20 protein-coding genes are annotated in these 20,006 nt (G+C 46.0%); 5 read left to right on the top strand and 15 right to left on the bottom strand.

Annotated features, from left to right (window positions below; translation table 11 throughout):
- Positions 1 to 154 precede the first annotated feature (154 nt).
- The 3 genes from sucD to guaB all read right to left on the bottom strand — a co-directional run bounded on the left by sucD (position 155) and on the right by guaB (position 3,511).
- On the bottom strand, positions 155 to 1,027 hold the full coding sequence (gene sucD, locus IEY13_RS19730) for a succinate--CoA ligase subunit alpha (RefSeq protein ID WP_188955424.1): 873 nt from the start codon (positions 1,025 to 1,027) through the stop codon (positions 155 to 157).
- Positions 1,028 to 1,092: 65 nt separating this feature from the next.
- Entirely contained in the window at positions 1,093 to 1,890 is a 798-nt protein-coding gene (locus tag IEY13_RS19725) for an ABC transporter ATP-binding protein (protein ID WP_188955422.1), read from the bottom strand.
- 121 nt (positions 1,891 to 2,011) lie between these two features.
- Positions 2,012 to 3,511, bottom strand: a complete 1,500-nt coding sequence (gene guaB / locus IEY13_RS19720; protein WP_188955420.1) for an IMP dehydrogenase — start codon at positions 3,509 to 3,511, stop codon at positions 2,012 to 2,014.
- A 159-nt stretch (positions 3,512 to 3,670) separates the two neighbouring features.
- Here guaB and IEY13_RS19715 point away from each other — a divergent pair, with 159 nt between their 5' ends.
- Together IEY13_RS19715 and IEY13_RS19710 are read left to right on the top strand one after the other, a co-directional pair.
- Positions 3,671 to 4,219 carry a DUF6934 family protein gene (locus IEY13_RS19715; RefSeq protein ID WP_188955418.1) on the top strand — a complete coding sequence of 183 codons (549 nt, stop codon included), beginning with the start codon at positions 3,671 to 3,673 and terminating at the stop codon, positions 4,217 to 4,219.
- 9 nt (positions 4,220 to 4,228) lie between these two features.
- On the top strand, positions 4,229 to 4,387 hold the full coding sequence (locus tag IEY13_RS19710) for a hypothetical protein (RefSeq protein WP_188955416.1): 159 nt from the start codon (positions 4,229 to 4,231) through the stop codon (positions 4,385 to 4,387).
- A 97-nt stretch (positions 4,388 to 4,484) separates the two neighbouring features.
- Here the strand turns inward: IEY13_RS19710 and IEY13_RS19705 are convergent, their stop codons facing one another.
- The 3 genes from IEY13_RS19705 to IEY13_RS19695 form a co-directional block, all read right to left on the bottom strand.
- On the bottom strand, positions 4,485 to 5,159 hold the full coding sequence (locus IEY13_RS19705) for a hypothetical protein (RefSeq protein ID WP_188955414.1): 675 nt from the start codon (positions 5,157 to 5,159) through the stop codon (positions 4,485 to 4,487).
- Positions 5,160 to 5,230: 71 nt separating this feature from the next.
- Positions 5,231 to 5,542, bottom strand: a complete 312-nt coding sequence (locus tag IEY13_RS19700) for a hypothetical protein (protein WP_188955412.1) — start codon at positions 5,540 to 5,542, stop codon at positions 5,231 to 5,233.
- A complete protein-coding gene (locus IEY13_RS19695; protein ID WP_188955410.1) occupies positions 5,505 to 6,005 on the bottom strand; it encodes a hypothetical protein in 501 nt (166 codons plus the stop codon). Before IEY13_RS19695 ends, IEY13_RS19700 begins: the two co-directional genes overlap by 38 nt.
- A 199-nt stretch (positions 6,006 to 6,204) precedes the next feature.
- Here IEY13_RS19695 and IEY13_RS19690 point away from each other — a divergent pair, with 199 nt between their 5' ends.
- The 3 genes from IEY13_RS19690 (at position 6,205) to IEY13_RS19680 (ending at position 9,399) form a co-directional block, all read left to right on the top strand.
- On the top strand, positions 6,205 to 6,558 hold the full coding sequence (locus tag IEY13_RS19690; protein ID WP_188955408.1) for a GNAT family N-acetyltransferase: 354 nt from the start codon (positions 6,205 to 6,207) through the stop codon (positions 6,556 to 6,558).
- Positions 6,559 to 6,606: 48 nt separating this feature from the next.
- The gene (locus IEY13_RS19685; RefSeq protein ID WP_188955406.1) at positions 6,607 to 7,431 is read left to right on the top strand and encodes a glycine-rich domain-containing protein; all 825 of its coding nucleotides are present in this window, start codon (positions 6,607 to 6,609) and stop codon (positions 7,429 to 7,431) included.
- A gap of 1,182 nt (positions 7,432 to 8,613) precedes the next feature.
- Complete coding sequence (locus IEY13_RS19680; protein ID WP_188955403.1) at positions 8,614 to 9,399, top strand: M90 family metallopeptidase; 786 nt, start codon at positions 8,614 to 8,616, stop codon at positions 9,397 to 9,399.
- On the opposite strand, the gene IEY13_RS19675 is transcribed toward IEY13_RS19680, so the two are convergent.
- From IEY13_RS19675 to folD, 9 genes are all read right to left on the bottom strand, one after another.
- Positions 9,396 to 10,352 (bottom strand): alpha/beta hydrolase, encoded by a 957-nt coding sequence (locus IEY13_RS19675; protein ID WP_188955401.1) that lies wholly within the window; start codon positions 10,350 to 10,352, stop codon positions 9,396 to 9,398. The two genes, IEY13_RS19680 and IEY13_RS19675, sit on opposite strands and share 4 nt — an antisense overlap.
- Positions 10,349 to 12,277 (bottom strand): protein kinase domain-containing protein, encoded by a 1,929-nt coding sequence (locus tag IEY13_RS19670; RefSeq protein WP_188955400.1) that lies wholly within the window; start codon positions 12,275 to 12,277, stop codon positions 10,349 to 10,351. The genes IEY13_RS19675 and IEY13_RS19670 overlap by 4 nt, the downstream gene beginning before the upstream one ends.
- Positions 12,278 to 12,283: 6 nt before the next feature.
- A complete protein-coding gene (locus IEY13_RS19665; RefSeq protein WP_188955398.1) occupies positions 12,284 to 13,054 on the bottom strand; it encodes a PP2C family serine/threonine-protein phosphatase in 771 nt (256 codons plus the stop codon).
- Positions 13,051 to 13,728, bottom strand: coding sequence for a vWA domain-containing protein (locus IEY13_RS19660; protein WP_229687927.1), 678 nt, complete (start codon positions 13,726 to 13,728; stop codon positions 13,051 to 13,053). Before IEY13_RS19660 ends, IEY13_RS19665 begins: the two co-directional genes overlap by 4 nt.
- A gap of 60 nt (positions 13,729 to 13,788) precedes the next feature.
- Positions 13,789 to 14,955, bottom strand: a complete 1,167-nt coding sequence (gene pelA, locus IEY13_RS19655) for a pectate lyase (RefSeq protein ID WP_188955396.1) — start codon at positions 14,953 to 14,955, stop codon at positions 13,789 to 13,791.
- A gap of 76 nt (positions 14,956 to 15,031) precedes the next feature.
- Positions 15,032 to 16,150 (bottom strand): DNA-processing protein DprA, encoded by a 1,119-nt coding sequence (gene dprA / locus IEY13_RS19650; protein ID WP_188955394.1) that lies wholly within the window; start codon positions 16,148 to 16,150, stop codon positions 15,032 to 15,034.
- 21 nt (positions 16,151 to 16,171) lie between these two features.
- Positions 16,172 to 18,082, bottom strand: a complete 1,911-nt coding sequence (locus IEY13_RS19645; protein ID WP_188955393.1) for an OmpA family protein — start codon at positions 18,080 to 18,082, stop codon at positions 16,172 to 16,174.
- A 37-nt stretch (positions 18,083 to 18,119) separates the two neighbouring features.
- Positions 18,120 to 18,773 (bottom strand): 7-carboxy-7-deazaguanine synthase QueE, encoded by a 654-nt coding sequence (locus tag IEY13_RS19640; RefSeq protein ID WP_229687926.1) that lies wholly within the window; start codon positions 18,771 to 18,773, stop codon positions 18,120 to 18,122.
- A 26-nt stretch (positions 18,774 to 18,799) separates the two neighbouring features.
- A complete protein-coding gene (gene folD / locus IEY13_RS19635; RefSeq protein ID WP_188955391.1) occupies positions 18,800 to 19,678 on the bottom strand; it encodes a bifunctional methylenetetrahydrofolate dehydrogenase/methenyltetrahydrofolate cyclohydrolase FolD in 879 nt (292 codons plus the stop codon).
- Between the last annotated feature and the right edge of the window lie 328 nt (positions 19,679 to 20,006).

The following is a 20,006-nucleotide window of genomic DNA, read 5'->3' as shown; positions in this document are numbered from 1 at the left end:
GCAGGCTTAGGTGCATAAACCGCGGCCGGGTACGTGCACGCCAGTACGTTTATTTTATGGCTTTTGTTAGTAGGATGATGCAGGTAAATGAATTGCATAAAAAAGCTCCGGTAAATACCGGAGCCTTACAAGAATATACTCAACTAACTGAATGTTATTTTTTCAGTGCTGCAGCCATTGTTTTACCAATGTCAGCAGGGCTGGCTACTACGTGAATACCGCACTCAGCCATAATTTTCATTTTAGCTTCAGCTGTATCGTCAGCACCACCAATGATAGCACCAGCGTGGCCCATACGACGGCCGGGAGGCGCTGTTTGACCAGCAATGAAACCAACAACAGGCTTGCGCAGGTTGTCTTTGATCCATTTAGCTGCGTCAGCTTCCATGCTACCACCAATTTCACCAATCATGATGATGCCGTCAGTTTCAGGATCGTCCATTAACAGTTTAACTGCTTCTACTGTAGGCGTACCAATAATCGGGTCACCACCAATACCGATAGCAGTGCTGATACCTAAGCCTGCTTTTACAGTCTGGTCAGCTGCTTCGTAAGTTAAAGTACCTGATTTGGAAACGATACCGATACGACCTGGTTTGAAAATAAAGCCTGGCATAATGCCTACTTTAGCTTCGCCGGCTGTAATAACACCCGGACAGTTGGGGCCGATAAGGCGGGTAGTTGTACCCTGTAAATAGTTCTTTACTTTCACCATGTCCTGGGTAGGAATGCCTTCTGTAATACACACTACCAGTTCCACACCTGCATCGCTGGCTTCCATAATAGCGTCTGCTGCAAATGCAGGAGGCACGAATATGATACTAACATCTGCGCCGGTTTCTTTAACTGCATCGGCTACAGTGTTAAATACGGGTTTGTCTAAATGCGTAGAACCACCTTTGCCCGGAGTTACGCCACCAACTACGTTAGTGCCGTATTCTATCATCTGTGAAGCGTGGAATGTACCTTCTGTTCCGGTAAAGCCCTGTACTATGATCTTTGATCTTTTGTTAACCAAAACTGCCATGGCAAATCTTAGATTTTACGTTTAAGGATGGCGCAAAAATAGGTCAAACCGTATACAAACGGTTGCTATTTTTTAATTTCTTCTTTGGGAACGTCGCCATTTTCCTGCATCATGCGCATCTGTTTAGCATCCTGAAGGAATTCAGAGGCGAAAATGAAGTTATTGAGCAGTTCGTTTTTGCTGAAAATAATGTCCTGGTTAGAACCTTCCCACTGTTTCTTACCCTCGTGCATATACATAATATGATCGCCTATTTCCATTACGCTGTTCATATCGTGGGTAACTACAATAGTAGTGATATCGTATTCTGCGGTGATTTCCTTAATCAGCTTATCTATCAACATAGATGTTTGTGGGTCTAGGCCCGAGTTAGGCTCATCACAAAACAGATATTTGGGGTTCAGCACAATGGCGCGTGCAATACCCACCCTTTTTTTCATACCACCGCTTATTTCAGCAGGATATTTATGGTGTGCCTCTTTCAGGTTTACCCGGTCCAGTACTTCGCTGGCGCGTTTTTTCCTTTCTTTATAGCTGAGGTTGGAGAACATATTGAGCGGAAACATTACGTTTTGCTCCACCGTCATAGAATCGAACAAAGCCGAACCCTGGAACAACATGCCTATCTGCTGACGTAACTGCTTGCGCTCGTCATCTGTCATCTGCAGCATGTTGGCGTTATTATAGAGTATCTCGCCCTGGTCTGGCTTAAACAGCCCTACCATACATTTGGTTAATACCGTTTTACCGCTACCGCTGGCGCCGATGATAAGATTGCATTTACCCGCCTCCATTACCGCACTTATATCGTGCAATATGGTTTTATCTCCAAAGCTCTTCTTAATATTCTTTAGCTCAATCATAGATAGGTTGTTGGTTTAGGCAAGTTGCGGCCTGCCAGTGGTATTACTGTTTCAATTCTTATGCCGATACGAATATCGGCATAAGAATACCCACTTCTGTATTTTTTAGCGTAACTAACGGCTATCTTCTGCTGTAGTTGGGCGACTCTTTGGTAATTTCCACATCGTGTGCATGGCTTTCGCGCATACCCGCGTTGGTAATTTTTACAAAAGTGGCTGTTTGCAGTGCCTTAATATCTTTAGAACCGGTGTAACCCATACCAGCGCGTAAACCACCTACGTACTGGGTAACCACTTCGTTCAGGTTGCCTTTGTAAGCAATACGACCTTCAATACCTTCCGGTACCAGTTTTTTAATACCATCTTCCACATCCTGGAAGTAACGGTCGCTGCTGCCTTGCTGCATAGCACCCAGGCTGCCCATACCGCGGTATTCTTTAAACTTACGGCCTTCATATATAATAGTCTCACCGGGGCTTTCTTCCGTACCGGCAAACACACTACCCATCATTACAATGTTGGCACCGGCCGAAAGGGCTTTTACCATATCACCTGTGTAACGGATACCACCATCAGCAATTACAGGAATGCCTTTGGCTTTCAGTGCGTTAGATGCTTCAATAATAGCAGTCAGCTGCGGCACGCCTGCACCGGCTACTATACGGGTGGTACAGATACTACCAGGGCCAATACCCACTTTAACTGCATCGGCACCGGCATTTGCCAGGGCTAAAGCGCCTTCGGCAGTAGCAATGTTACCGGCAATTACCTGTAAACCTTTGAAGTTCTTTTTCAGCAGTTTCAGCGAGTCAATAACACCTTTGCTGTGGCCATGGGCACTGTCCAGGCTCACAATATCCACACCTACCTGCTGTAAAGCGGCTGCTCTGTCCAGCAAATCGCGGGTAATACCCAGTGCTGCCCCTACCAGTAAACGGCCAAAACTATCTTTAACCGCATTGGGGTTATTAATCAGCTGAATAATATCGCGGTAGGTAACCAGGCCAATCAGCTTGCCTTGTTTGTTAACAACAGGCAGTTTTTCAATTTTATATTGACGGAGAATTTTTTCAGCCTTCTTCATATCCGTGCCTTCCGGCGCGGTAATCAGGTTTTCCTTAGTCATTACTTCGGAAACTTTTTTGCGTTTGTCGGTTTCAAAACGCAGATCGCGGTTGGTAACAATACCCACCAGTTTGTGGTTGGCATCTATAACAGGTATACCGCCTATTTTATTTTCGCGCATCAGTTGCAGGGCATCGCCAATAGTAGCGTCCTGTAACAGGGTAACAGGATCCAGAATAAGACCGCTTTCACTGCGTTTTACCTTTCTAACCTGCTCGGCCTGCTTTTCAATACTCATGTTTTTGTGCAGAATACCCAGGCCACCTTCACGTGCCAGGGCAATAGCCAGGTTGGCTTCTGTAACAGTGTCCATAGCTGCCGACAGCATAGGAACGTTGAGCGTTATGGATTTTGTTAACTGAGAGCGGATATCGACTTCGCGGGGCAAAACCTGACTGTAAGCAGGCATTAACAATACATCGTCATACGTGAGGCCTTCGCCAAAGAATCTTGATTGTCCGGAACTTTTGCTTGAGGGAGTAATTCTTGTTGCCATGTGCAAAGGTAAAAGAAAATTTCTTTTTGCAAAATCAGGCGGGGAAGTGGCAATTTTTTAACAATCCGGGTTTGTTTTAGTTTGTTGGTAATTAAAATATAGGTAAAGCCGGAAGAGTTTTTGTTATATAAGTGCTGCTTGGTGCTTCTTGAACGGCAAATGAATAATCCAGCAAGTGGCTACGAATGTCAGGAACGAAAATCTTACAATGGTCTTGAGTTTTTCTTTATTAGCAAGGGAGAAAGGGATGTTATCAAAGCGGTGGAATTTTCTTTCGTACAAAAGCTGGATGGCAGGGATATTTATAATCTTGGATTTGGAGATTATGATTTAGAAAGTGATACTGTTACAGATAGTGTATATACCAATAATGGGGATGCTTATAAGGTGTTTAATACGGTGTTGAACTGTATTCCGATCTTTTTCGAAAGCTATAAATCGGCAATGTTAATGGTACAAGGAAGTGATGGGGGGGCGGATTTTATTGAGCAATGCAGGCTTGTGTGTGTAAAAAGGTGCGGCAGCAGATGTAAAAATTATAATAGACGAATAAGTGTTTATCAGGGATATGTGAATAAAAATTTCGAATTGTTATCTACTGATTACCAGTTTTTCGGTGGTTTTAGAACTGGTAAGCAAGCTACAATGGAGCCTTACGTACCATTTCGGAAATATGATGTGGTGCTTCTGTTATCGAAAAAAGCATAATTTTACAGTATGAAAGCTAAAGAAACAAAAACTGATGGTTTGGTAAAGGTGTCTGAAGTTGGCCTTTTGTCTTTAGTAGCATTAAAGCTAAAGGATAGGGTGCTGTTTCCTGAGAAAGTTGAACGCGCCCGGGAATACCTTAAAAAGGTGAAAATTGTAAATTCGTAATATTTCCAATATTTTAATCTTATTAAAGGAGCTATATTAAAATGGCTCCTTTTTTTATTTCGGTACTATTATTACCGATAGTAGCTTTTACAATATCTCAATCCGCCGCAATCTTTTCTTTCAACGTCAGTATTTGCTTTAAATGTTCCACATCATTTGCATACGCACTGGTATCGGCAGGTGTTAATACAGGTGTAACGTTTTTAAGTGTAAAATCGAAGCCATCCAGTTTTCTGGTAAAGGTGGTTCTTATATAGCGGGTTACGCTATCTCCGTTAAACCAGTGTACGGTTTCTTCAATACGCCATTTGGTATCAGTTTGTGCTGTAGGGTATTCCTCTACATTCACATTAAAGCGGCGGGTGAAGTACAGGGAATCATTCTTTAGCAGAAACTGGTCGTTACCAAAGCCGTATTCATAACAGTTAGTTTTTGCCATATACAGCGTGGTGTTCTCATTGCTGTTTTCAATCGTGAGATAAGAGGTGCAGGCATCTCCCAGGCAAAGGTCGCGTTCGCTGGTAGTATCTGTACCGGTTGCATATGCCTGGTAAACGCTGTCGATAAAATCATTGCCTACGGCAATATCAAAGCGATTAATATCCTTGAATGGATCTTCTAAAAAAGCAACCCGCTCAGGTTGAGCATAAGTGTCTGGTTGTTTTGCTATACTATCGGGTGCTGCTGTGGCAGTGTTTGCAGGTTTGCTGTTGCAGGCTGCCAGGCAGCAGACCATAACGCTGAGCATAACTAACAGTTCTTTTGTAAACATGCGTATCAATTAATAGTAGAAAGCAATGCAACAGCTTGCTTGCTTGGCAAACAAGTCTGTTGCCTGTTAAGCTATGGTGCAGTAATCTTACCCTGAGCCGTAGTGGTACCGGAGAAGCTGCCATTACTACCCGATAAGGAAAGACTGCAAAAGGCAACCTGTAGTTTGCCATTCACGTGCTTTACATATAATTTACCGGAACCGGCGCTGTAGTTAATACCCTCAAACAAAGAGGAAACAGCCGCGGTGTAAACATCGCTACCGCTATAAGTAACCTGCTCCATACTGTATTCACCATCTTCAGGTTCCTGGCCGTTCCAGAAATAGTGGAAATAAATAGTGATGTCAGGATAGCCCCGGCCGCCATAACCACGCAGCTCCATACGGTTCCAGACAGCATCGTACCCCCAAGGTGGCGGAAGTAAAACTGATGTTGGGGAGAGCAGAAAAACTGACTGCATTGTTGGCAGGGGAACAGGGGGCTTCTGTAAGCTTATTGGCTACTGCGACGTATACACTATCTCTGCGTGTGGTGCAGTCCGGATTGCTGGCTATCATATAATACCAGCCCTGATCTGTTTTGTCGCACGGGTGAATAACTAACGAAGAGGCATAAGACATGGTATTGCCACCATCCATACGGCCCCACATATAGTAAACGCCGGGTATATTGGCTACAGACAGTGCAATAGAATCACCCTTGTAATACTGGGTTCTGGCACCTTTAATGCGCAGGGCTTGTACAGATTCGCAGTTTACCAAATCGTCATTTGCGGTTTTGATACAGCTGGAAAGAACGGCTGCTATACACAAAAGTGCAACAGCAGGCTTTAATAATACTCGCATGGGTTAGGTGTTGGGTTGTTTATTGCAAAGGAACAATATTTAGTTTACTGGCATCTTTTTCGGTAACAATTATTTAAACTATTACATGTGAAATTTCACTAGCTTTAGCTCAGTAAAATAAACAGAACCACTGCACAACATTACTGCTCAATACAACTGCACAGGTATTCAATGGGAAGAAATAACCCTCCTGTTTCAAATGGTAGGATGGCCTTACAGAGAGCCTGAGAAAATAAAGGCCGCCTTCGAAAAAAGCTCACACGTTATTTTTCTGAAACAATTCAACAACATTGTAGCCCTCGGCCGCACGGTGGATGATGATAATTATTACGGATTAATAGTAGACGTGGCAGTACATCCTAACCAACAAGGCAAAGGCCTGGGCACACAGGTGGTGGAGTATTTAAAAGATAAGATGGTGGGGTATAGTTTTATTACCCTTACCGCCGCACCTGGTAAAGATGCTTTTTACGAAAAGCTGGGATGGAAAAGGCAGAAGAGCGCCTTTCTATGGCCCCGCGATGAAAAGCAAACGGAGCAGCATTGTTTTTAGCAGGCATAGCAAACACACACATGCTGATAGTCACCAAACCTTTAATATATGACTGAAGCCGGATTACAATTATGGAATCGCTTACAGGCTTTTCAGCTGGACGACCCTAACGCTGCTTTTACCTTCTCTCACCGGTTGGCAGCAGAAAACGGATGGAACCGTACCTACACCCTGCGTGTAATGGAAGAGTACAAACGCTTTCTTTTTCTGTGCTGCATCAGCGCCACACCCGTTACCCCTTCCGATGCCGTAGACCAGGCATGGCACCTGCACCTGGTGTACACCCGATCGTACTGGGATGATTTATGCAAAAACGTGCTGCAGCGCGAGTTGCACCATGGCCCCACCAGAGGCGAAGCAGAAGCGGAAAAGTTTGATGGCATGTACACACTGCTGAAAGACATTTACTACGACACTTTCAGCGAGCAGCCACCCGCCGACATTTGGGTGACTAATGAAGAACGCTTTCAGAAAAACCGCTTTCAGCGCATTAACCGAAAGGACTACTGGCTGATTAAAAAGGCCAGACTGAGCAAGGAAACCTTCCTGGTAATGTTAGTGGGCCTGATTATTATCGGGATATTTGTGAAAGCGGATGATTCATCCGCTTTTTTTGTGGGAATAGGCCTGGTGTTTCTGGTCATAGTATTGCTGCGAACCCTGAATAAACAGGATGGTAGCAACGGCAGCAGTGGTGGCAGTGGTTGCGGAGGCGGTTGTGTGGGTATTTCTGCAGATGGGTGCGGTTCTTCACATGGCCATGATGGCTGCGGCGGACATGGAGATGGTTGCAGCAGCGGCGGAGATGGCTGTAGTAGTGGTTGCAGCGGTGGAGGCTGCAGTGGATGTGGTGGTGGTTGCGGAGGAGACTAAGGGCTGCACGCATCAACCGGTTATTCTATTCTGGGAAGTAATGGAGCGTTCCGTACAGATGCTTACCTTCCTCCGGCTACTATTTTGCTCCCACGGCGGTATGCAAAACTTTCGCAAAGCAACTTTGCAACGCCCGGAGCATCGTTTGTAATGCTCCTACCTTCTGCTTTATTCTCCTATTGTTATTATGAATGTATCTGAATAGCTTCCCGGTTTACGGCGATAGCTGCATTGGCCCTCACTGCTCTTTTTGTTGTGATTGATGCTGAAATATTGGAACTGACTGCTTTTATACCGGGAGGGAACTTTGGAATGTTTGGCTGGCCATTCCTAATCATTGTACAGCACTTTTGAAATCTCCGAAAGACTTCCTGACTCAGTCCGGCACTTTCCTGATCGAATCCGGAAGCTTCCTGACAGAACCGCGAAACTTCCGGATTCGATCGCGAACCTTCGAGGTACAACCGCGAATATTCCTGATTGGGTCAGGAACCTTCCTGACTAAACCGCGAAACTTCCTGACGGAACCGCGAAACTTCCCGACTCAACCGCGAAGCTTCCTGATTGAACCGCGAAACTTCCCGACGCAACCGGGAAGTTTCCTGACTGAGTCGCGAAACTTCCTGACTAAGTCAGGAAGTGCATGGAAAGATTCAGAAGTGCTTCCCGAAATCCCGGAATCATTTGTAAAGAGCTGATTTGCAGTGTAAAGTATGAAAAGAGGCTTTTTGCCGGGTATTGAGCGTGTTATTGCATTATTTTGTTCATCTATTGGTCTTCCCACGCAGGAATTTCTGTTCATCGTATAAGCCAGCAGGCCTCTATAAGGTGGTGTAGCTCTTCCGGATATTATTTCAGGCAATCAGAAATGAACAGTTTTTAGAGTCAGGCCTGGGTACGCGCCAGATTGTTACTCCCGCCTGTCCCACATCATCCAGTTTGAAATAACTTTTATTTGTTGCCATTGAAACAATCTTTGTTCCTATCCTTCATCAGGTGACGAAGATATCTAAAACGATAAAATGCTGCCGGTTCATTTTATTCAGTGTTGAATAACGAAGATGAGATGTGAACAGATAGAACGTTGGCCGGCGCCATACTATTCCGCAGCTGCTATTGATGATACATAAATGTTCTACATTAGTACTATTGTAGGCGTTTTAAAAGATTTTGAATAGCAATATGTCCACAGAATTATTGATGTTACTGGCCATTGCAGCCGTTATATTATTCATTGTATTTCGTTTTAAAAAGCAGAAGGCGGTAGAAGCCGCCGCTCCCTTGCCGGATGGTTATCTGAATTTGCTGGAGCAGCATGTTACTTATTACCGCGAACTGCCTGCTGATAAAAAGCCGGTGTTTGCAGATAAAGTGCGGTACTTCCTGAATCATGTTCGTGTTGATGGGGTAGGGGTAATGGTGGATGATGTGGACAGGGTGCTGGTGGCCAGCAGTGCGGTAATTCCGATATTCGGTTTTCCTGACTGGCATTATCACAACCTTACAGATGTGTTACTGTATAAAGATTTGTTTAATGAGCAGTTTGAAACAGAAGGACAAGACCGGCCGGTAATGGGTATGGTGGGCAATGGTGCTATGCAGAATGTGATGATATTGTCACGCCCGGCTTTGTATGAAGGCTTTGAAGTGGAAACCAGTAAAAACCAAACCGGTATTCACGAGTTTGTGCATTTGCTGGATAAAGCTGATGGTGCTACCGATGGCCTGCCGGAATATTTGATTGGTAAACAGTATGCGCTGCCCTGGCTGCAACTGATGCACCGTACCATTGAGGAGATGAAAAAAGGAAAGTCGGACATTGATATTTACGGCGCTACCAATGAAGCAGAATTTTTAGCAGTTACCTCGGAATACTTTTTTAAACGGCCCGATCTGTTACAGAAAAAGCATCCGGAGTTATTTGAATTGCTTACTAAAATATTTCATCAGAACCCGTTAATCGCTTAATGGCGAATCTGCGCCAGATAATCTTTCATAGCGGTTGTCCACTCCGCCTTATACTTAATCAGATAATTATCATGCCCTGCTTCTGGAAAAGTTTTCAGTTGTTTCGGGCCCTTAAAAGCCGCAAATATGGCTTCGTTTTCAAGACGTTTTACACGGTCATCTTTCTCGCCCCATACCAATAATACCGGTGTAGTAATGTGTGCTGCATACTCAACCGGGTTGTGGCTAAACGCATTAAAGCCGTTTTGCGCGCCACCCCAGAATACCAGCAGCCAGGCCATGGGAACCGGGGGAATGTGCTGGTTTTCAAACCGGTTTTTTACGGTTTGCAGCATGGTGCTGAAGGGGCATTCCAGTATAGCGGCTTTAACGGGTAGGTTGGGATAATCCTGTAAGGCTTTCATGGTGGCAGCAGCACCCATAGAGGTGCCGAATACAAATATGTTTTTTTCGCCCTGCTGCGAAAGCCAGGTTACACAGGTATGTACTTCTTCTGCTTCTTTATAACCAATAGTAGTTTGATTGCCTTCTGAGCCGCCGCTGCCCATAAAATCAACCAGCATGGTGTTGTAGCCCAGCTGTAAAAACACATAGGCCTTATCCAGCATTTTTGATTTATCGCCACCGTAGCCGTGGCATAACAGTATGGTGCCTTTGGCGGCAGGCACCTTCATTAACCAGCATTCAATTTGTTTATTGCTTTGCAGGCGTATGGTTTGGTAAGGCTGGTTGGGTTTGGTTTTGTTTACCGGGCGGGGATTGTTAATGCCGGTAAGCAGCATGTTTATTTTCTGTGATAAGGTGTAGTGTGCGGCAGAGTTGCTGCGTACGGTTAAGCCAGGTGTGTACCAGGTAAACTTGCGGGCATGGAAAAAGGCAATTACGTTAACCAGTACAAACAGAAGTAGCAGGCTCCAGAGTAGTACTTTTTTAAACCGGGATGTTTTTTTCATATCAGTTCTTTAAAGGCGGTATAGTTAACATCGGCCTGCATTACCTGAAGCACCAGTTTGTTGTATTGGGCTTCCAGTGCTTGCTGCCGGGCTATCACGTTCAACTTAGCGGCCTGTAATGCCTGATAGTGTTTTTTGATGTCGGTTTCCAGCTGCACTTTTTCTTTCTGTATGGCATCGGCTGCTTTGGCAGTTTCTTTTCCTATCAGATCGTAATTGGGCCTGTACGTAAAGTTAACGGACATTTGCCTTTGCCAATCGAACAACAGCTGCAGATTTTTAGGACCAATTCCTGCTATTTTTATACTGTATAGCTGCGAAATATCTGCGGCATTGCGTACGCCATTATTGTACAGCAGTTGCTTTTTGGCGGTGCCAATGCCGGGTATGGTATGGCTATTGATATCAAAGGCGCACAGAAAAAACAGTAGCTGCTTGTTATATAACTGCTCTTCCAGTTCTTTTTTGCGCTCCTGAAATTGCAGAGGCAGTTGTTTAAAAGTTTCGATAGCGCCTTCCAGCTGCGTTGCTGTTTTTTGATACTGTTTTAATTCCGCGGGTTCGTTATGGCTTTTAACCAGGCCGCTTAACCGTACCGTTTCTGTGCGGAAATCAGCATTGCGTTTTTCCAGTTCTGCTTTTAATCTGCGCCGCCAGGGCGATACATAATACAGCAGCGCCAGCGTGGCTGCCCATATAAGTGCAGTAATATTGATAGTGTAAAACAGCGCCAGTAACGGGGTGGTAAACAGGGCTGCCAGTAAGCTGTACAGATGCCATTTGCGATAGCTGTGCCACTGCTTTTCAATAAGCGGATGAATATGCTGCGGAATGGTATAGCTGGTACTCAGCTGATTCAGTACCAGCTTTTCAGGTTTAAACCCGTTTACAAACTGCTGTATATCGGCCATCAGCGGTACTGATACCTGAGTGGTGCCATCCAGAAAAAACAAAATGCCTTGCTGTTCTTTAAAATAGCACCAGGGGCATTGTGGTGCGGTGGCAGGGTAGGTGTGCAGTTTAGATTTTGGGCAGCTAACCATGTCTTTACCCATGGCATCCAGCTGCTGTACCCATTCTGCCGGTAGCGGCCTGTTGGCATTCTGCTCAAAGGCCTGGTGAAATAGCTGAATTACGAAGGTGCTAAGGTTGGTAATGTCAAAGCTGTTTAAAGCAGGTTGCAGCTTTTTATGCGTGTTGCGCAGCGAATAAGCAAACTGATGCTGGCGGATGGCTTTTTCTTCATCCAGATCTTCCTTTGACAGGTTAACGCCTGCAAACGGATGCCTGCCCAGAAACAGCAGCTGAAACAATAGAATGGCCAGTGAAAAGGTATCGGTATTGGGCGTGCGTATTACGTTTTCAAAGGTTTGCTGTTGCAACAGTTCAGGCGCGGTGTAGCGCGGTACACCTACTTCGCAGTAATAATACTGATTGCCGTTTTGTATCTGAAACGAATCACAATCAATAAACGCTACCATGCCCTGGGCATTTACCAGCACATTGCCTTCATTTACATCTCCAATAACAATACCTTCCTGGTGCAGTTTATAAAAAGCGGTGGCGAGGTTACGGGCCACATGCACCAGAAAATTATAGCCTTTATCGGGAAACAGTTTTTTGCGGTCCATAGGGCTGAACAGCATGTGCAAAGGCACATAGCCGGTCAGTTTTTTCATTACAAACCCGGCAACCTGGTTGTTTTGCAGCAGTACATCTGTTGGCCAGGCCGCAAACTGGTGTATGGCTGGTTTTTGAACAGAAGCCATGTACAGCAGCTTGTTTACCCGCTGGCTATCGGGTGCTTCGTTATACAGTTTGGCCAGCAGGGCAGGGTTTTCATTTACATCAAACACCTGCCCTTCGCCACCCTTACCCATCAGGCGGCCTGTGGTATACGTTATATTTTGAAGCCCGCGATACATGGTGTACTACTGGGGTTGTTGCAGCCGTGTAGCCAGGAAAAGGGTTTTATCGTCGTCGGTAAGTTTATTAATAAGCGCGCCGCCCAGGTATTCTTCCAGCTTGCCGTTTAAAATGGCTACTTCTTCGGGTTGACTGGCAAAGCGCAGCCACTTAAACATGTCTTTAAAAAACGGATGATGGGCGGTTTCTGTTTCGTAATTCAGCGCCAGCATTTGCAGGCCATCGGTAAACAGTGCCAGCTCGGTAATGGCTTCTTCTGTTACCAATACTTTTAAATACCGGAAACTGTTGTCGTTTATAAACGCGGTGGTGTTCATGTATTCACCGTTATGCGGCCACCACACAGGGGTATAAAAATCGTTGTCGTTGTATTTAACTATAGCGCCATCGCCCACCTGTATAAAACAGGCATAGCTGTTAAATACCACGCAGCCCAGCAGGGTGCAGGAAAATTCTTCCAGCGGAAGCTGCCGTATATAAGCCTGTTGTTGCAGGGCATCGTACACCTGATCGGCCAGCTGGTACAGGTGTTTCTCGGCCAGTACGCCCTGCTGCTGTAACTGCTCCTGCACAAAACCAAGTGCAGTGGTTACTGCCAACTGCGAGGCCATAGCAGCCTGTTTGGCACTGCCGGCACCATCGCTTACAAATGCAATAAGTATTTCTTCTTCTTCGGGTGAGGTGTATACTGTGTATTGCAGTGCATCTTCACAGGCGGTATTACCCTGCAGGTGCGATACGCCTACCACGCTTTTGCCAATTGCTTTCCACATCATAGTTCGCTCCATCCGGATGGTGAAGGTAATGTGTTACTGGCTCCGGGGCTTTTGCTGCTGACCATTTTCATGGAAGAAGACAGCCACAGGAAAAACTCGCGGAACATAAGGCCCTTTAATTTTAAAGGAGTGCGTACTGAAATCTGGCTCAATACATCCAGATTAGCGCCTTCCACGCCAATGGCAAAAAAAGCAAAAGCGTTGTTGGCTTCGCCCTCTTTTACCAAACGGGCAGCCTGCTGCCAGTTATCGGTAGGGGCGCCATCGGTAATCAATATTATCCAGGGTTTGTAATAACCCACCCCATGTTGTTTATAAGTCTGTTTTCTTTTGGTAATAAGATCAATGCCCATGGTAATGGTAGCACCCATGGGGGTATCGCCGTTGGCACTGAGGTGTGGGGGCTGAAACTGATCAACCGTTGCAAAATCGCTTTGCAGGTGCAGAGGGCCAAAGCTGAGCATGGCTACTTCTACCCGTTTTACTGCCAGCGGGTCTTCGGTAAGTTCATCTTTAAAAGTGCGTATGCCTTCGTTCAGCTGTAAAATGGGCATGCCCGACATAGATGCCGATGTATCCAGCAGCAGCAGGCAGGGGCAGCGCGATTCAGGGTTATTGGCAAAATCATCTGAGCCAAAGGGAATTTGTTCAAAGGGAATATATTCGTCCATCATATTAGTTATACCGGTATTGCATGTGCAAATATGAAGGTAAAATATATTCCCTTTGTGGCGCTATATCTTCTGTTTTTTAAGCCAGTTGTCGTATTTATCCAGCACTTTTTGCGGTTCGTTGCTGTACCAGGCGTAGCCTACACGCCTTTCGTGTTCTACTTCTGCAAGGGAGTATACCACCTTGCTGTCGCGGTTGCAAAACATAGGGCGGTGGGTTTTTAGCTCGTAATAACGGGTCCATACAGGAGCGGCCTGCGCGTCGGCCACCACTACTTTATCCGTATAGGCTTTGCCGGTGCTGCTGCTATCGGCGCTTACTTTTACGGTTTTTATGGTAATGCCGGTTATTTTACTCTGGTTAAACCAGGTGGCTGCACTTTGTACGGCGGCAATGATTTCTTTGGAGGGGTTGGGCAGGCTCATCAGAAACAACACCAGTTTAGCGCTTTCGGCGCTACAGATACATGGCGGTTCAAAAGCGCGGGCCCAGGCGGGTGCCAGGGTAACTTCATCGTGCTGCTGACACCAGGCGGTGGGCGAACCGGCATCGTTAATCTGGGTTTTTACAATACAGTCCAACCCTTTGTCAAAAGCTTTTTGCAGGCGTTTGCGGTAGTTGTCATCTATATAGGTGTAGTCTGGTTTGTTTTCCAATACGTTTTTCAGCAGTATCATTATACCTGCAAATACATCATCGTTATAGGTAATATGGCGGCTGTATTTTTTTTCCAGCGGATAATACTGCGGCCAGCCACCGTTATCGTACTGAGCTTCCAGTATATAGTCAAAACCTTTCAGTGCTGCCTGTTTGTATTTATCATCATGTGTAAGCGTATACACCTGCGATAAATAAGCTACATGCGAATAAGTGGTACGGTTATCAAAAGTGGTATGCGTTTCAGCTTTGGCGGCCAGCAGCGCTTCTTTTTGCTGTGGCGTTAATATGGCCTGCATATCGTAGTTTTTGGGCCAGCCACCATTGTTTTTCTGATACAGTAAAATGTTGTCTGCTATAGCTGCATACTCGTCTGCCTTGTAACGCGGCTGATCAGGCGCGGGCTGAATAATGTTTTTATTGTCTGCAATATGATACCAGTGGTTACTGGCATCGCTGAACAAATCAGTTTTAGGTGCCGCTGGTTGCTGGCATATGGCGGCGAGGGGTAGTAAACATAAAGTGTACAGGGCCACAAGAGGGCGTACAAACCTGGGGCAATTGGCAAGCATGCTGTTTTTTATTTAAAACTAGCGATTTGTTTGGGCGCAATCGTTTGCAGGTAAACGGGTGGAAAATATTTAACAGCTATACGGTGAGCTGGTAGTTTTTTCCGGCCTGTGCTATCAAAATGCCCTGTAATTCCAGCTGTAGCAGGGCAGTGGCAACGGCTCCGCTGCTAAGGCCGCTCTGGCCGTATAGTTCTTCAATATGCGTAAGTTCTTTATTACGGCAAATGTTGAGAATGGTTTGTTCTTCTGTGGTAAGGCTACTCAGGTCTACCGCTGGTGTTGGTGTGGCAGCGGCTGCGGTAGTGTTTTCCCAGCCCAGGGTATCTAACAGTTGCTGCGCATCGGTTAGTAATATGGCTTTGTTGGTTTTGATAAGGTGGTTACAGCCTGCGCTTTTGGCATCGGTGGCTTTGCCGGGAAAAGCCAGCACCTCGCGGTTGTAGCTGTACGCCAGGTTGGCGGTGATCATGCTGCCGCCTTTTACGCCGGTTTCTATTACCACCGTAGCATCGGCCATGCCCGCCACTATGCGGTTGCGTTTGGGAAAATTGTGTTTATCGGGCTGCACACCCTGGCTAAACTCGGTAAGCAGCCCGCCCTGTTCTGTCATTTCCTTTGCCAGTGTTTTGTGCTGATAAGGGTATATGGTATCTAACCCGTGGGCCAGCACGCCAATGGTACTCAGGCGGTTGGTAATGGCGGCTTTGTGTGCTACTGCATCTATACCCAGCGCCAGGCCGCTTACTACCAATATATTACTGCCTGCCATATCGGCCATCAGTTTTTCGGTAACCTGCCTGCCGTAATGGGTGCAGCCGCGTGTACCTATTACGCTGATTACTTTGGCGGTATTTAAATCGGCATTGCCCCGGTAATACAGCATGGTAGGCGCATCGTTACAATGCAACAGCCGCTGCGGGTAGGCGGGGCTGGTTAAAAACAGGGGTTGTATTTTATACTTTTCCAGAAAGGGAATCTGCTGTTCTGCCGCGGCAAAATTGCCGAAAGCGGTAATGCTTCCGGCACGTACAGTACCAATGTTTTCAACATTGCTCAGCTCATCAAAGCTGGCTTTGAAAATGGCTTCGGCACTGTTAAAATGTTCTACCAGTATTTTAGCCTGTACGGGGCCAATGTTAGGCACCGTAGATAGGGCAATCTGGTAAACAAGGTCTTCCTGTTTATAGGCTAGCATGGTGTGTGGCTGTAATTATAATTATAATTCGGTAATAGTAAATTCTGTTCTTCTGTTAAGTGCTTTACCTGCTTCTGTATTGTTATCGCCAATGGGTTTGGTAGCGCCATACCCTTTTGAGGTGAGGCGTTTGGTATCAATGCCTTTGCTTATCAGATACTCTACAACCGCTTTGGCACGACTGGCAGATAAGGCAAGGTTTTGAGCCGCTGCGCCGGTGTTATCGGTATGGCCGCTTATCTGCACATGCAGGCTGGCATTATCGTTCAGTAATTGTACCAGCTTATCCAGCTCAATACGGCTAACCGGTTCCAGATTGGCGGAGTTGCTGCTGAACTGTATGTTTTTTAAAGCCACGGTGGCATTGAGTTGTACCGGTTGTAACGGAATATCTTTCTGGTAAGTGGTATCGGCAGGTTTACCACTGAGGGTATATAAATCGCTGTAAAACAGATAGCCTTTGCGGTTTACGGTAAAGGTGTAATCCTTGCCTATGGGCAGGGTTACAAAGTAATGGCCGGTTTCATCTGTTTGTATTTTGGTAACGGCTTTCTGCTGCTTGTTATCTATCAGTTCAACCGTGCTGGGCAGGCCTTTGCCGGTAGCAGCATCTGATACAGTACCTTTTACATACAGGGTTTTAACGGGGCGCACTTCGGGGCGCATATCAAATTTGTACAGGTCAAGCCCGCCACGGGTGTTGCCACGGTCGCTGGCATAATAGGCGGTAATACCGTTGGAGGATACATATAAGGTACCCTCATTTTCAATGGTATTAATAGGGTAGCCCAGGTTTTCGGGTTTGGCCCATTTGCCATCTGTTTTTCTAACCAGATAAATATCGGTGCCACCGTAGCCGGGGTGGCCATCGGAGGTAAAATATAAACTCATATTATCGGCATGTATAAACGGTGCCTGCTCGTCACCTGCGGTATTAATATCCGGGCCCATGTTAATAGCAGGCGTCCATTTACCGTTGGGCTGGCGAAAACATACATACAAATCTTTTTTGCCGTAGCCACCGGGGCGGTTGCTGCTGAAATAAATGGCGTTGCGGTCGGGGCTTATGCTGGGGGCGCTTTCCCAGAAGTCGGTATTAAAGTTAGGCCCCAGGTTAACCGGTTCGCTCCAGCCATCGGGAGTGTTGTAAGAGATGTACAAATCAAAATTGCCGTAACCACCTTTGCTGAAGTTGCCTGCAAACACCAGCCATTCGCCATCCTGCGAAATGTTGATGGCGCCTTTAGAAGGCTCTTCGTTAATAGATCCGTTGATAACCTGCGATTTGCTGTAGCCACCCTGCGGTTTCAACAGCGTGCTTTCCATAAAATATTCCCGTATGCCACCGGAGTGTCGGGTGTATACAAATACGCTGTCATCAATGGTAAAGGAGGGGTAGTATTCTGATTGGGGGGAGTTAATGCTATCGCCCAGGTTTTCCGGTGCAAACACATAGCTGGTATCGGGATGCGTGGCTGCATAGTCCACCGCAAACTTATAGGTGCTGTAACGGTAACGGCCCAGCGCCAGGCTGCGTTCGTTTAAACCGGGGGCGGAAAGGTAGGTCTCTGCTGCACGCAGGGCATCGCTAAAACGGCCTGCACTGGCCAGTGTAATAGAGTAGGGTAGGTGGAATATTTTACAGTAGTTACTGTCTATACTCACTGCTTTCTGAAAAAGGGGAATGCTTTTTTCGGGTTGTTTCAACTCGCTATATACGCCGGAGAGAGATAAATAAGCATCTACAAAGTTGGGATCGTATTCAATAGCCTTGCTCAGTAAAGGCACGGCATCGGGTATTAATCCATCCCGCAGTTGCAGCATGGCTTTTTCGTAAGCCTGGGCAGCCTTTTTGTTTACTTTGTCAGCATTGTACTGTGCGTTAGCGGCAAGCGAACACAACATAACACCCAGCAGCATCAACTTTTTCATAAACGAAAGTTCGGGAAAAAGTTGATAACTAGCTGTTTTAAGGCACGTTAATATACTTGTGTACCTGTGCGCTCAGCTGCCAGCGCGGGTGCGCCTTAATGTAGTCGATAATAAGGGGTAAAACGGTATCGGATTTATCCCATTCCGGCTGCAGATACAGCCTGCATTGGGGGGATACTTTGGCGGCCCATTCTTCGGCCCATTCAAAATCGTGTTTATTATAAATAACCACTTTCAGTTCGTTGGCGGCGGGCAGTATTTCCGGCACCGGCGCTTTGAACTTTTTGGGGGAGAAGCAGATCCAGTCCCAATGGCCACTCAGCGGGCTGGAACCAGAGGTTTCTATATTGGTTTGAAAGCCGGCCTGTTTCAGGGCCAGTGTTAAGGCATCCAGTTGATGCATCAGCGGCTCGCCGCCGGTAACCACGGCTATTACGTTCTGCGCCTGCCCGTAGGTGCAGTTTACTTCTGCCAGGGCAGTGTTTACAATATGCTCAATAGTTTGCTGCGGATGTACCGATGCATCCCAGCTTTCTTTTACATCGCACCAGAAACAACCCACATCACAGCCGCCCAGCCGTATAAAATACGCAGCTTTGCCCTGATGAAAGCCTTCGCCCTGCAGGGTGTAAAAGGCTTCCATCACAGGTAAGGTAACGGCTGTTGCTGCTGTTTCCACTAATTCGTTCATGAGGCAAAGTTATGGTATGTGAAACTTTACTTCAGCGTTCTTTTGTAAGCTACCAGCGTATTCTTCATTAAACCGGCAATAGTCATTAAACCTACACCACCCGGTACAGGGGTGATATAAGATGCTTTTTCAGCTACCTGATCAAACGATACATCGCCTTTAATACGGAAGCCTTTTTTAGCAGTAGCATCTTCCACACGGGTAATACCCACGTCAATTACAATAGCACCGTCTTTTACCATATCGGCGGTAACAAACTCGGGCTTGCCCAGTGCTGCTACTATAATATCGCCCTGGCGGCAAACCGCTGCCAGATCGGGCGTATGGGAGTGACAAATGGTTACGGTACAGTTGCCATAAGGATGGTTACTGCTGAGCAGAATGCTCATGGGGCGGCCTACTATATTACTGCGGCCTATTACTACGGCATGTTTGCCTTTGGTAGGAATTTTATAATGCTCCAGCATTAACATAATGCCATAAGGAGTTGCCGGAATAAAGGTTTCCAGGCCCTGAACCAGGCGACCTACGCTTACGGGATGAAAGCCATCCACATCTTTTTCGGCAGAAATGGTTTCAATTACTTTGGGCTCGCTGATGTGTTTGGGCAGAGGTAGCTGCACCAGAATACCATCAATATTATTATCAGCATTTAAACCGCGGATGGTGTTCAGCAGTTCTTCTTCGCTTACGGCAGCATCTAAACGTATAAGAGTAGATTGAAAACCTATTTCAGCACAGTTTTTTACTTTGCTGGCCACATACGTTTCGCTGGCTCCGTTGTTACCTACTAAAACCGCTGCGAGATGGGGTGCCCTGTGTCCTGCTGCCACCAGTTGCTGCACCTCTTGTGTTAATTGCTCTTTTACAGATAGAGAAGCAATTTTTCCGTCAAGTATTTGCATTGCGCAAAAGTAATACAATCAAAAATTCCGGCTTACAGGTTTTTTTAAGTGTGCTTTTGAAGTTTTTTTTTAACAAAAACAAAGCACTCCCTAACACTTTGTAAAAAGCGCGCGTAATAGTTACTGCTGTTGGGTTTGAAGAAATTTAACACTACTCTGTAGTTGTTGGGAAATTGTTATTTAGGATGGCTTTGTGATGGTGAATATTAAAAAAATATTAAGGTTTTTTGGTTTTTATCAAATGCATGACGTTAATTTTGCCTCTCCAGAATTTTCCGCGCTTACGAGAGTATCCATTGCTGAACAGATGCAATACACCACTGAAAAA

Source organism: Filimonas zeae (assembly GCF_014641615.1).
Classification (GTDB): Bacteria; Bacteroidota; Bacteroidia; order Chitinophagales; family Chitinophagaceae; genus Filimonas; species Filimonas zeae.
This window is presented reverse-complemented; position numbering and strand designations above follow the sequence as displayed.